The 12,531-nt window shown below is 64.4% G+C and carries 15 protein-coding genes; 3 read left to right on the top strand and 12 right to left on the bottom strand.

Annotated elements, in window-relative coordinates:
• Positions 1–29: 29 nt before the first annotated feature.
• Together L0U83_RS01285 and L0U83_RS01280 are read right to left on the bottom strand one after the other, a co-directional pair.
• On the bottom strand, positions 30–674 hold the full coding sequence (locus L0U83_RS01285) for an SCO family protein (RefSeq protein ID WP_233879370.1): 645 nt from the start codon (positions 672–674) through the stop codon (positions 30–32).
• 104 nt (positions 675–778) lie between these two features.
• The gene (locus L0U83_RS01280; RefSeq protein ID WP_233879355.1) at positions 779–1,561 is read right to left on the bottom strand and encodes an SURF1 family protein; all 783 of its coding nucleotides are present in this window, start codon (positions 1,559–1,561) and stop codon (positions 779–781) included.
• A 105-nt stretch (positions 1,562–1,666) separates the two neighbouring features.
• On the opposite strand from L0U83_RS01280, the gene L0U83_RS01275 reads away from it, so the two are divergent.
• A complete protein-coding gene (locus L0U83_RS01275; RefSeq protein ID WP_028201826.1) occupies positions 1,667–1,876 on the top strand; it encodes a twin transmembrane helix small protein in 210 nt (69 codons plus the stop codon).
• Between the two features lie 134 nt (positions 1,877–2,010).
• Here the strand turns inward: L0U83_RS01275 and L0U83_RS01270 are convergent, their stop codons facing one another.
• The 8 genes from L0U83_RS01270 to L0U83_RS01235 all read right to left on the bottom strand — a co-directional run bounded on the left by L0U83_RS01270 (position 2,011) and on the right by L0U83_RS01235 (position 9,410).
• Entirely contained in the window at positions 2,011–2,868 is an 858-nt protein-coding gene (locus tag L0U83_RS01270) for a cytochrome c oxidase subunit 3 (RefSeq protein ID WP_233879348.1), read from the bottom strand.
• A gap of 102 nt (positions 2,869–2,970) precedes the next feature.
• Positions 2,971–3,192, bottom strand: coding sequence for a DUF2970 domain-containing protein (locus tag L0U83_RS01265; protein ID WP_233879340.1), 222 nt, complete (start codon positions 3,190–3,192; stop codon positions 2,971–2,973).
• A gap of 34 nt (positions 3,193–3,226) precedes the next feature.
• Complete coding sequence (locus tag L0U83_RS01260) at positions 3,227–3,805, bottom strand: cytochrome c oxidase assembly protein (RefSeq protein ID WP_233879338.1); 579 nt, start codon at positions 3,803–3,805, stop codon at positions 3,227–3,229.
• A 39-nt stretch (positions 3,806–3,844) separates the two neighbouring features.
• On the bottom strand, positions 3,845–3,985 hold the full coding sequence (locus L0U83_RS01255; protein WP_208867222.1) for a cytochrome oxidase small assembly protein: 141 nt from the start codon (positions 3,983–3,985) through the stop codon (positions 3,845–3,847).
• A gap of 137 nt (positions 3,986–4,122) precedes the next feature.
• Entirely contained in the window at positions 4,123–5,736 is a 1,614-nt protein-coding gene (ctaD, locus tag L0U83_RS01250) for a cytochrome c oxidase subunit I (RefSeq protein WP_233879331.1), read from the bottom strand.
• 177 nt (positions 5,737–5,913) lie between these two features.
• On the bottom strand, positions 5,914–7,581 hold the full coding sequence (gene coxB / locus L0U83_RS01245) for a cytochrome c oxidase subunit II (protein WP_233879317.1): 1,668 nt from the start codon (positions 7,579–7,581) through the stop codon (positions 5,914–5,916).
• A gap of 89 nt (positions 7,582–7,670) precedes the next feature.
• Positions 7,671–8,147, bottom strand: coding sequence for a DUF2244 domain-containing protein (locus tag L0U83_RS01240; RefSeq protein ID WP_028201821.1), 477 nt, complete (start codon positions 8,145–8,147; stop codon positions 7,671–7,673).
• A 267-nt stretch (positions 8,148–8,414) separates the two neighbouring features.
• Positions 8,415–9,410: a methyltransferase domain-containing protein gene (locus L0U83_RS01235; RefSeq protein WP_233879303.1), complete on the bottom strand. Its 996-nt coding sequence runs from the start codon at positions 9,408–9,410 to the stop codon at positions 8,415–8,417.
• A 183-nt stretch (positions 9,411–9,593) separates the two neighbouring features.
• Between L0U83_RS01235 and L0U83_RS01230 the strand changes: the two genes are divergently transcribed.
• Both L0U83_RS01230 and trmL read left to right on the top strand, forming a co-directional pair.
• Positions 9,594–10,346, top strand: coding sequence for a ComF family protein (locus L0U83_RS01230; RefSeq protein WP_233879294.1), 753 nt, complete (start codon positions 9,594–9,596; stop codon positions 10,344–10,346).
• A 42-nt stretch (positions 10,347–10,388) separates the two neighbouring features.
• Positions 10,389–10,859, top strand: a complete 471-nt coding sequence (trmL, locus tag L0U83_RS01225) for a tRNA (uridine(34)/cytosine(34)/5-carboxymethylaminomethyluridine(34)-2'-O)-methyltransferase TrmL (RefSeq protein WP_233879292.1) — start codon at positions 10,389–10,391, stop codon at positions 10,857–10,859.
• 15 nt (positions 10,860–10,874) lie between these two features.
• Here the strand turns inward: trmL and L0U83_RS01220 are convergent, their stop codons facing one another.
• On the bottom strand, positions 10,875–11,408 hold the full coding sequence (locus tag L0U83_RS01220; RefSeq protein ID WP_233879269.1) for an O-acetyl-ADP-ribose deacetylase: 534 nt from the start codon (positions 11,406–11,408) through the stop codon (positions 10,875–10,877).
• A gap of 101 nt (positions 11,409–11,509) precedes the next feature.
• Positions 11,510–12,508 carry an NAD(P)H-dependent glycerol-3-phosphate dehydrogenase gene (locus L0U83_RS01215; protein ID WP_233879259.1) on the bottom strand — a complete coding sequence of 333 codons (999 nt, stop codon included), beginning with the start codon at positions 12,506–12,508 and terminating at the stop codon, positions 11,510–11,512.
• Positions 12,509–12,531 lie beyond the last annotated feature (23 nt).

Raw genomic sequence — 12,531 nt, 5'->3', positions numbered from 1 at the left:
TCTTCTCTGTCAGACTCGCGCTGCGCACCTTAACCGATGCGGGACCACTTGAGCAGTTTAGTGACGTCTTGTTTGATTTTCGACGGATCGGCATTCGCCGGGAATCGCATCATCAGGTTGCCGTTCGGATCGACCAGGTAGATGTGATCGGTGTCTTTCGTCGTCTCCGTGGCGGGCAGCCACGCAGCGACGGCGACCGGATCGGCGCGCAGCATGCTCGTGTCCGCGTAAGCGCCCTTCACTTTCGCGGAAACACTCGCGTCGTCGGTGCGCAGCCAGACCGTGACGATGCGCTCACGCTCCGGGCCCTGCGTCGCGCGCACCTGGCGCATGAAATAGAGCTTCGTTGCGCAGGCCTCGCCGCAGTCGCCGCCATTCACCGAGATCATCAGCCAGCGGCCCTTGAGCGAGGCGAGCGGCACTTCATGGCCGTCGTCGCCCGTCACCATGAGCGCGCCGGGAATGGGCCGCTGCGGTTCGATGAGCGCGCCATAGCTCGTCGTGCCGCCCTTCGGCTTGATCACGTAGTACGTGAAGTACGAAAGCGCGATAGGCGCGCCGCAGATGAGCGCGATGATGAGCAGCGTCCAGCGGCCACGCCGTTTCGCGTCTTTCTGCGCGGGCGTGGCGGCCTGCTGTGCGGCCTGGGCGGAACGGGGGGATTGCGTCGACACTCTCGGGGAACCTCGCTTCTGTCGCTTTCAGTTGTCCATGTGCTGCATGCGCAGCGCCATTGTCTGGATCGTGTCGGGACGGAATTGATTCGTCCGACGGATCATCAGGCGTCCTTCGCGCTGCCTGCGTTTTGCCTTCCGGGCTCTTCGGCGTGCTGCCTGGCTTCGCCTTCGATGCGCTCTTTTGTCGCAGCCTTGCGGGCCGCAAAAAGACCGAAACCAAGCGCCGCGAGCGCCATGCCCCACCACTGGAGCATGTAGCCGTAGTTGCGCTCGACATCGGTGTCCGGCACCGGCCAGGCACGTACGAGCCCGTCCTTGAAGGCCGGCACGAAGCCGGTTTGCTGGATCACGAACGGTTGCAGCGGCAACCCGGTTTCCGCTGCGTAGGAAGCGACGCCGAGATTCTGCCGTATCTTCTGATGCGCTGCAGAGCCGCCCGCACCCAGTTCGAACGCCCGCGAGGCGTCCGCGCGCGCAATGCCTTCCACGACGACCGGCCCCTCCGGTGTGACATAGGGCGCGATCGCGGCGCGGTCTGCGATGTTGCGCGGCAACCAGCCGCGATTCACCAGCACGTAGCCGCCGCCTTCGAGTTTAAGCGGCATCACGACATAAAAACCCGGCTGATCGTTATAGGGACGATTGTCGAGATACACCACGCGCTCGGGCAGAAATGTGCCCGTCGCCCGTACGCGATGAAACTCGATGTCCTTCAGCACGAGCGGCGTTGCACCCACCAGTTGCGGCGTAGACGTTTCGTACTGCGTGATTTGCGCCTGCAGTGCTTCCTTCTGATGCGCGCGGTCGCGCTGCCAGAAGCCGAGCCGAATCGTCACGGCCATCACGATCAGGATGAGCAACGCGGGGACGAGCCTGAATTTCATTGGGCACGCCCGATGCGAAAGATACAAGTGATCGAACCCCGCGCCGTGTGGCACGGTGCGATAATGAGACAGACGTTTTCAGGCATGCCAAATTCCGTGAACTTCATGCACATACTCGTCCCCGTTGCGTTCGCGCTGATCATCGCGAGCATGATCTCCGCGCTCTACTTCATGATGCACGACAGGGGCCGTACCAAGCGGATGGTCTGGTCGCTCGCCACGCGCGTGGGTCTTTCCATCTCGCTCTTTCTCTTCATCCTGTTCGCGCACTGGATGGGCTGGATTCAGTCCACCGGGATTCCTTACGGTCGCTGAGCACGGCTGACTGTAGCCGGACACCCCAGCGCAAACCCCACACCGGAAAACACAAGGCGCCGCGCCGACGAGGTCGGGCGGCGCCTTGTTTCATTCTCATCCCAAACGCCGCGTCCTGCGCAGCGCACCACGCATCACAGCCAGTACACGACGACGTAGAGGCCGAGCCACACCACGTCAACGAAGTGCCAGTACCATGCCGCGCCTTCGAATGCGAAGTGATGCTCCGCGGTGAAGTGGCCGCGAATGAGCCGGATCATCACGACCGTGAGCATCGTGCCGCCCAGGAACACGTGGAAGCCGTGGAAGCCCGTGAGCAGGAAGAACGTCGAACCGTAGATGCCCGAAGCGAGCGTGAGGTTCAGTTCGCCGTACGCGTGGATGTACTCGAACGCCTGCAGGAAGAGGAAGCACACGCCCAGCACAATCGTCGCGGCGAGCCAGGCGATGGCCTTCGAGCGATGGTTGTCGCGCAACGCGTGGTGCGAAACGGTGAGCGTCGCGCCAGAGGAAAGCAGCAGCGCCGTGTTGATGGTCGGCACGGGCCACGGCGTCATCGAGCGGAAGTGCGAGACGAGCGCCGCAGGACCGTTGTTCGGCCACACCGCAGAGAAGTCCGGCCAGATCAGCTTGTAGTCGAGGCTGCCGAGCTGATGCAGGGCGATCGCACGCGCGTAGAAGAGCGCGCCGAAGAACGCGCCGAAGAACATCACTTCCGAGAAGATGAACCAGCTCATGCTCCAGCGGTACGACACGTCGACGCGCTTGCCGTACATGCCGCCCTCGGATTCCGCGATGGCGTCGCCGAACCAGTGCCACAGCGTGAAGAGCAGCCATAGCAGGCCGGCGAGCACGCCGATCGGCCCCCACGACTCGCCGTTGATCCACGAAGCGAGCGACGCGAGCATGACCAGAAGCCCAATGGACGCGCTGATCGGATGCCGCGACGGGTGCGGTACGAAGTAGTACGGGCTATCGTTTTGGCCGCTCATGCCTGTTTCTCCAATTTCCAGTTGCTCCGGACATCGCCGGCTGCATTTACCCGAGTGTGTCCTCGTTATTCACTGCTTCGCGCGACGTTGCGCGCGAAAAGCTCATCCCACCACCGCGTGCACGATCAACAGCAGCACGACGATGAACAGCACTGCGCCGATGATGCCCGCGATGATCAATTGCACGGGGTGCAGGTTCGCGGCGTCGTCTTCGAGGTCGGCGCGTTTGCGCACGCCGAGAAAGGACCACGCCACCGCCTTCATCACCTGCAGGATGCCGCCCTTCTTCTTCGCCGGGCCCGTGCTGCCGCGTTCGTCGCTCATGCGCGTCTCGCCTCCTGGCTTCGTTGCCAGAGCTTCATGCTCCCGCCTGCTGTTTCGGCGGCGGCGGCACGGCCGGCTTGTTCAGCTCGAAAAACGTGTACGACAGCGTGATCGTCTTCACGTCCTTCGGCAGCTTCGGGTCGATCACGAACACCACCGGCATGCGCTTCGTCTCGTTCGCCTTCAAGGTTTGCTGCGTGAAGCAAAAGCACTCGATCTTGCGGAAGTACTCCGTGGCCTGCTTCGGCGCGTAGCTCGGAATGGCCTGCGCGTCGATCGTGCGTCCTTCGTTGTTCGAAATGTCGTACATCACCGTCATGACTTCGCCCGGATGCACGTCGAGGCTCGTTTGCTCCGGCTTGAAGCCGAGCAGCCCGCGTGCGTTCGCGTCGAACTCGACCGAGATCGTGCGCGTCATGTCCACCTGCGTGTTGCGTGCCTCACGCTCCGTGGCGTCGCGCTGCACCAGGTTGTTGATGCCTGTGACCTGGCAGATCGCGCGATACATCGGCACCAGCGCAAAACCGAAACCGAACATCAGCAGCGCCACGACGACGAGCTTGATGAGCATCGACCGGTTGAATGCGCGATCATTTCCAGCTTGCGTGGACATCGGACTTCCTCGAACGATCTTCCGGCAAACGCCTTCGCGTCAATGGCCGGGAAAATACACCTGCTTGACGACGGCAGCCACAAAGAAACCGACTACGACGGCCAACAGAATGAGGCCGAGCCGCAGATTGCCCGCGCGGATCTGCTCAGGCGTGCGCCTTTTTTGTGGGTCCCGGGTCATACGTGCAGCGCGGTTGGCCGCGGCTTCTCCTTGCATCGTGAATCGCCTCTCATGCGTGCTGCGATCAAGACTGCGTGAAGACCGCGGGCTTAGTTCGCGTCCGGCTGTGCGCAGCCGGACGCCACAAACTCGACGGCTTACTCGACCGTCGGCGGATTCTCGAACGTGTGGAAGGGCGCCGGGCTCGGCACGGTCCATTCGAGGCCCGTTGCGCCGTCCCACGGCTTGTCGCCGGCCTTCTCCAGTTCGCCGCCGCCGCGGTACGCAGGCAGCGCCACCGCAAACAGGAAGTACACCTGAGAAAGTCCAAAGCCAAAGGCGCCGATCGAGATCACCTGGTTCCAGTCAGTGAACTGGGCGGGATAGTCGGCATAGCGGCGCGGCATCCCGGCGAGGCCGACGAAGTGCATCGGCAGGAACGCGAGATTGAAGAAGATGAGCGAGCACCAGAAGTGGATCTTGCCGCGCGTCTCGTTGTACATCCAGCCGGTCCATTTTGGAGACCAGTAGTACCACCCTGAGAACAACGCGAATAATGATCCCGCCACCAGCACGTAATGGAAGTGCGCCACCACGAAGTAAGTGCCGTGATACTGGATGTCGAGCGGCGCCATGGCGAGCATGAGGCCCGAAAGACCGCCGAACGTGAACACGATCAGGAAGCCCACTGCCCACAGCATCGGCGTTTCGAAGGTGAGCGAGCCGCGCCACATCGTGGCGACCCAGTTGAACACCTTCACGCCCGTCGGCACCGCGATCAGCATGGTCGCGTACATGAAGAACAATTGGCCCGTGACCGGCATGCCGGTCGCGAACATGTGGTGCGCCCAGACCATGAACGAGAGAATCGCGATCGATGCCGTGGCGTACACCATCGAGCTATAGCCGAACAGCGGCTTGCGCGAGAACGCCGGAATGACCTGCGAGACGATCCCGAACGCCGGCAAGATCATGATGTAGACCTCGGGGTGCCCGAAGAACCAGAAGATGTGCTGGTACATGACCGGGTCGCCGCCGCCTGCAGCGTTGAAGAAGCTCGTGCCGAAGTGGCGGTCGAACAGCAGCATCGTGATCGCGCCTGCGAGCACCGGCATCACGGCGATCAGCAGGTAGGCGGTGATGAGCCACGTCCACACGAACATCGGCATCTTCATGAGCGTCATTCCCGGCGCCCGCAGGTTCAGGATGGTCACGACGATGTTGATGCCGCCCATGATCGACGAGGCGCCCATGATGTGCACCGCGAAGATCGCGAAGTCCATGCCCGGGCCCATCTGCGTGGAGAGCGGCGCGTAAAGCGTCCAGCCCGCGGCGGTCGCGCCGCCCGGCGAGAAGAACGAGCCGACCAGCAGGCATGCGGCGGCGGGCAGCAGCCAGAAGCTGAAGTTGTTCATGCGCGCGAACGCCATGTCCGAGGCGCCGATCTGCAGCGGAATCATCCAGTTCGCGAAGCCCACGAACGCCGGCATGATCGCGCCGAACACCATGATGAGGCCGTGCATCGTGGTGAGCTGGTTGAAGAACTCGGGGCGCATGATCTGCATGCCCGGCTCGAACAGCTCTGCACGAATGGCGAGCGCCATGACGCCGCCCGACAGGAACATCACGAACGAGAAGAGCAGATACAGCGTTCCGATGTCCTTGTGGTTCGTCGCGAGCAGCCAGCGGCGCCAGCCGTGGGGCGTGGCGTGCGCGTGGTCGCCGTGCACGTGGCCGTGCCCTCCAGCTACATCGTGTCCGATGCTAGACATGACTTATCTCCTGTCGGTCCGGAGTTGGCGCTTTAGCGCCCGACTCCAGCCCCATGCAATTTAACTGCGGAAGCGAATTGCTTTGTGTCTCTTGCTGCAGCGTTTGCTTGCTTGTTATGTGCTCGCGCAGCGCTTGTCCTGCGTCTCTTGCTGCTTGTCTTTCTTGCGCTGGCCCGCTCAGGCCGCCGCGCCGATCTCCACCCGGCGCGCTTCCTTCGCGTTCGCGCCGCCCGTGATCGTTTCCGGCTTCTTCAGAATGATGCGGTCTTCGGCGATGCCTGCCGCCTTCATCGCGTCGCGCACGGCTTGCGCGCGGCGCTTGGCGAGGTCTGCGTTCGTGCTGGCGTTGCCGCTCGCATCGGTGTAGCCGGAGAGCGTGAACTTCGCGTCCGGGTGCGCCTTTGCGTAATCGGCGGCAGCCTGGATGGCGTCCTTCGCGTCGGCGGGCAGCGTGCTCTTGCCCACTTCGAAGTAGACGCTTGCCGGCAGCGCGGCTGCGCTCGGCGCCGCGGCGCCCGACGCCTGATCCGCGCCGCTTGCCGCCGCCGCACCACTCGCCGCGCTCGCTTCGGCAGCGCCGCTAGCCTCTTGCGCGCCACTGGCCGCTGCCGCGCCGCTCGCACCGCCCGCACCCGCCGCGGCGGTATGGTCGCCGCCCTCGGGCATCTTGCCGTTACGCGCGTCGGTCACCTGGCGCGGCTGCAGAATGTCGCCGGTGTGGTTGCCCCACGAGTTGCGCTCGTACGTGATCACGGAGGCGATCTCGACGTCGTTGAGCGTGGGCGCCCACGAAGGCATGGCGTTCTTGCCCTTCAGGACGATGCTCACGTGCTCGGCGATCGGGCCGTTGGCGATCTTGCTGCCGTCGAGCGCCGGGAACGCGCCTGCGCCCTTGCCGGTGGGCTGATGGCACACCGCGCAGTTCGACGTATAGACCTTCTCGCCGCGCTCCTTGAGTTCAGCCAGCGTGTAGGTCTTGTTCGGGTCGTCGTTGGCGGCGGCCATCTTCGCCTTTTGCGTATCGACCCACTTCGCATAGTCCTCGTCGGAGAGCACCTCGACCACGACCGGCATGAACGCGTGCTCCTTGCCGCACAGCTCGGTGCAGAAACCACGATACGTGCCGACCTTGTCGGCCTTGAACCACGTGTCGCGCACGAAGCCCGGAATCGCGTCCTGCTTCACGCCGAACGCGGGCACGTACCACGAGTGCACGACGTCGTTGGCCGTAGTGATGATGCGGATCTTCTTGTTCACCGGCACGACCAGCGGATTGTCGACTTCCTGCAGGTACGTATCCGTGATCGGCACCCGGTTGTTCACCTCGGAGCGCGGCGTGCTGAGCGTGGAGAGGAAGTTGATGCCCTCGCCCGGCCCCTTCACGTAGTCGTAGCCCCATTTCCACTGGTAGCCCGTGACCTTCACGGTGAGGTCGGCGTTGGACGTGTCCTTCATCGCGACGACGGCCTTGGTGGCAGGCAGCGCCATCAACACGACGATGATGAACGGCACCACCGTCCAGATGATTTCGACCGTGGTGCTCTCATGGAAGTGAGCGGCCTTGTGGCCCTTCGATTTACGGTGCGCGTAGATCGAATAGAACATGACGCCGAACACGCCGACGAAAATCACGGCGCACAAGAGCAGCATCATCATATGGAGGCTGTAGAGCTCTTCGGCGATGCGCGTGACGGGCGGCTGGAAATTGATCTCGTTCACCGCAGGGCCGCCTGGGCTGTCTCCGACTGCGAGTGCCGCGCCGGCGACGAGGAATCCGCTGCACGCCAGCACGCCCTGGAGGGCTCGCTTGATTGTTTTCATAGCTTCCTTACCCATAATTTCCATTCAAACCCTCGACCCCGCAGGAAGGTTTTGCAACCAGGGCGCCCCCTGGGACGCTCGTACCACCAACCGGCAAACTCACGCGCCGCGCATCAACCCGCGCGCGCAAGCCAGGCACGCAGTTCCCGCGCGAACTGCGCACGCCGATATTGCGGCAGATGCAACCCGACAGCGACCGCCTGACCGCGGGACACGAGGCGCACCGGGTCGCGTGGGGTCGCGCCCGGCTCGACCCGGACCCAGCGGGGATTGAATTCGAACTGCGTGAGCGCGTCGGCGCTCATCTGTTCGATCACCAGCCGGTTCGGATAAAGCCTGATACGTTCGTAATCGACAGCATGGCGCGCATAAATGACAAAAGCGCCGCCTACTACCAACAGATCGATACCGGTAAACGGCAAAACCAGCCAGGCGCCGTGGATCAACAACAGAACGGCGATCGCGATGGAAACCAGCGCCAGCGAAACATAGAAGAACACGAATTGCCTGGGCGAAACCGAACAGTTGCGCTTCATGGTCCAGTCTTTCAGGACGGGCTCCGGACTCGCCAGCAGATCAGACGCCTGCATCGCTCGCATCCCCCACGTGCAACTTCGCCAGACTATCGCCGCGCCGCGCCTCGCACAACTACGGGAACATCTGGACTTGCCACAATGGATTTTGGGGACCCTTCCCTGCAGCAAACTGACGCATTATAGGCGCGATCCCCGGCCCTCACAAGCAAGGCTCAATCACCCGCAAACCCATAACAGACGGGCCTTGCAGCGATTTTTCAAGCATTTCCCCGGGGCTTTTCAGGCGCTAATTTCAGGCATAACGAAAGCCCCCTTACCACGTTACCGATTCCTTGCCGGACCCCGGCCGATGTCTTCGAGGCGCACGATTCCATGTCCTTCGGCGGTCGTGCGCGGCACAGCTTTCCACGCATGGCCGTAAATGATCTCGAAGGTCAGCGGGATCGTGCCTGCGTGTGGCCCATCCGTACAGCGGCGCGCTTCGAGCGCGGCCACGAGCGCACGGTGCAGGCGCCGCGCGCCGTGCGTGCCGCCGTTATCATGCTCGCCATCGCCGTCGCGCTCGAACGGATACGCGCCCCAACGGCGCACATCGGCGAGCAGCTTCTCCGGCGTCTTGTAGGTGATGGTGAGCGTTTCCTGGTCCATCACCGGAATCTCGAAACCGTTCTCCACGAGCATGTCACCAAGATCGTGCATGTCGACGAAATCGATCACGTGCGCGCGCGTCGGCACGCCGTGCGCGGCTTCGATCTCGGCGAACGCGCCGCGCAGTTCCTTGAGCGTGTCGGGCCCGAGCGTGCTGAACATCAGCAGCCCGTTGACCTTGAGCACGCGCTGCCACTCCCCGAACACGAGGTCGGGGCGCGGATGCCAATGCAACGCGAGATTCGACCACAGCAGTTCGAACGCGTCATGCGCAAACGGCAGTCCAGCGAAGTCGGCCTGCGCGACACGCGGACCGCGTGAACCGAGTGCACGGCCAACCGATGCGGGCAGAAAGCGCCGCCAGCTCGTGTCGGGCGCATCGTGCTCGCGGGCGCGGCGCAGCATGGCGAGGGAGAGATCGGTGCCGAACACGGGCGCTTCGGGAAAGCGCTCGCGCAAGCCGGGCAGGTCGTCGCCCTGGCCGCACGCGATGTCGAGTACGGCTGCGGGATGTACCTTGATGTATTCGAGGCGCTCGCGCATGCGTTGCGCGATTTCACGCGGCAGGAAGGCAACGTCGTCGAAAGTCGCCGCACGGCGATCGAAAATGCGCCGAAGGTACCGGGTGTCATAGTCCGGACGGCCAGTTCTTGCGGGAGACGGGGACATGTCGGTCGTATTGGCGAAGTCTGCGAAGTATACTCGCTCACTCCTTTCCTTTCAGTCACGCGAGCCCGCTGCCCGGGCCGTCCTTCGATGCCGCCGCGCCCTATTTCACGTGAGCCACGCAATACAACGCGTGTCACGCCGACAACTTCGGACCGCACTGCGCACCGCATTCGTCATGCGGGCATGGCGTACGTCTCGCGCGTGTGTCGAAAAGCGCGGGCGCTGCCGTCACGGCTTGCCCACTTCGTGCTGCCCAATCTGTGCCCATTATGCGGCAATTTGACGCGAGCCACGCTCTGCGTGTGCTGCGATGCGGCGTACTGGAATGAGCCGCGCCTGCGCTGCACGGTCTGCGCCATGCCACTCGCGCACAGGCGTGGTGCGGCAGGCGCACGCTACCGCTGCGAGGCCTGCATCGACGCGCCGCCCGCATTCGACGCGACGCTCGCGCTCGCCGACTATCGCGCGCCGCTCGACCTGCTCGCGCGGGGCCTGAAGTTTCGCACGCGCCTGGCTCTCGGCGAGGAATTCGCGCGACGCCTCGCACTGGGCGCCCAAGATATGCCCGATGAACACGGCATGCCGGAGATCGTCGTGCCGGTGCCGCTCTCGCGCGAGCGCCTCGTGGAGCGCGGCTACAACCAGGCCTGGCTGATCGCGCGTCCGCTCGCACGCCGCCTCGGCACGTGCGCGGACGCTACGCTCGTACGACGCATTCTGCATACGGCGCCGCAATCGAAGCTCGATCGCGAGACGCGCCGTCGCAATGTCGGCCGGGCGTTCGCGCTCACGCGGTCACTCAGCGGCCAGCATGTGGGCGTGGTCGACGACGTGATGACCTCGGGCGCGACGCTCGACGCGCTCGCGCGCACGCTCAAGGCCGCCGGCGCACGGCGCGTGACGAATTTCGTCGCGCTGCGCACGCCGAAAGACTGATCGGCCTCACACTATTCAAGACATCGAGAGAGTTTCATCGTCATGTTCAACGTCGTTCTCGTCGAACCCGAAATTCCGCCGAACACCGGCAACGTGATCCGCCTGTGCGCGAACACCGGGGCGCGGCTGCATCTGATCGAGCCGCTCGGCTTCCCCCTCGACGACGCGAAGATGCGCCGCGCGGGGCTCGATTACCACGAGTACGCGCAAATGCACGTGCACGGCAACTGGGACGCCTTCATCGCCAAAGAAGCACCGGATCCGTCGCGCATGTTCGCGTTCACGACGCGCGGCTCGGGCCGCTTTCACTCGCACGCATTCCAGCCGGGCGACTGGTTCGTATTCGGCGCGGAAACGCGTGGCCTGCCCGACGTGGTGCTCGAGCGCTTCGAGACGCCACAGCGCGTACGGCTGCCGATGCGCCCCGGCAACCGCAGCCTGAATCTCTCGAACACGGTCGCGATCGTGGTGTTCGAAGCCTGGCGTCAGACCGGGTTCGAAGGCGGCGAATAAGTCGAACGCGGTGCGCTACGCGTTGCCCCGCGCCGCGAGCTCACCCTCGTAGCGCGCGAGCATCGCATTATCGAAGCACGCGAAGATCACATGCTCGAGCGCTGGGCACTTCGGTAATTCGTCGATCACGGTCGCGACTGCGATCTTCACCGCCTCATCGGCGGGAAAACGGTAGACGCCGCAACTGATTGCCGGAAACGCGATGCTCGTCACCCCCGCCTCGCGCGCGCAGTCGAGCGAGCGCCGGTAGCACGAAGCCAGCAGTTGCGCTTCGTCATCGCCGCCGCCATGCCAGACGGGCCCCACGGTATGGATCACGTGTTTCGCGGGAAGGCGATAGCCGCCGGTGATTTTGGCGTCGCCGGTCGGGCAGCCGTTCAGCGTCTCGCACTCGTGCTGCAGGTCCGGGCCGCCTGCGCGATGAATCGCGCCATCCACGCCGCCGCCGCCGAGCAGCGATTCGTTCGCGGCGTTGACGATCGCGTCGACCTTCAACGTCGTGATGTCGACGGCCTGCGCCTCGATGCGGCAATTTCCGATGGTCAACATACAGTCCTCCTTTGCGCTTCCGGAGTCAGTGCATCAGCACTAACTCCGGTCCCACGCAGAGCGAGCGCGCCTCATGCAAGGCGCAGCAGGACCGAAGCGCCCTACTCCGCCTTCGCGTCGCGCCGCAGCAGCGCGCTCACGGCGTCGCGCGGCGCGACACCGTCGAACAGCACGGCGCATACCGCCTCGGTAATCGGCATGTCGATGCCATGCGCGTGCGCAAGCGCCAGCACGGCCTGCGCACAGCGTACGCCTTCGGCCACATGGCCGAGTGCGCCGAGGATGTCGTCGAGCGTGCGGCCGCTTGCGAGCTGCTTGCCCACGGTACGGTTGCGCGAGAGATCGCCGGTGGCCGTGAGAATGAGGTCGCCGAGGCCAGTGAGCCCAGTGAAGGTTTCCGCGCGACCGCCGAGCGTGACGCCAAGGCGCGTCATCTCCGCGAGGCCGCGCGTGATGAGCGCGGCGCGTGCGTTCAGGCCGAGGCCCAGGCCATCCGCGATGCCGGTCGCGATCGCAAGCACGTTCTTGACCGCGCCGCCCACCTCGACGCCGACCACGTCGTCGCCGGTATAGATGCGCATGGCGCGGTGATGGAACGCGGCGAGCGTGCGCTCGCGGCAGTCGGCGGAGGCGCTCGCCACCGTCAACGCGACGGGCAGGCCCTCGCCCACTTCGCGCGCGAAGCTCGGCCCCGAGAGCACGCCGTTGCTCGCGTGGCCGGGCAAAACGGCCGCCACGACCTGATGCGGCATGAGCTGCGATTCGGCCTCGAAGCCCTTGCAGAGCCAGACGAAATGCGCGGGCACGCGGCCCATGTCGCGCAGCGTGCAGAGCATGCCGCGCAGGCCCGCCACGGGCGTGGCGAGCACGACGAGATCCGCCTCGCCCGAAGCGTGGTCGAGCGCGGCAGCGAGATCGGTTTCGTATTGGAGAGACTTGGGCAGCGCGACGCCCGCAAGGTAGCGGGCGTTTTCATGCGTCTTGCGCAAGGTGTCGACGAGCGCGCCATCGCGCGCCCACAACAGCGTGTGATGCGCCTGGGCAAGGTGCCCTGCCAGCGCGGTGCCCCACGCTCCGGCGCCGAGAACGGCGATGTTCATTCCGATACTCCGCACCGGTAGTT

The sequence above is a fragment of the Paraburkholderia flagellata genome, from assembly GCF_021390645.1.
In the GTDB taxonomy this organism is placed as follows: domain Bacteria; phylum Pseudomonadota; class Gammaproteobacteria; order Burkholderiales; family Burkholderiaceae; genus Paraburkholderia; species Paraburkholderia flagellata.
The sequence above is the reverse complement of the archived record's forward strand: the minus strand, read 5'-3'. Positions and strand labels throughout refer to the sequence as shown.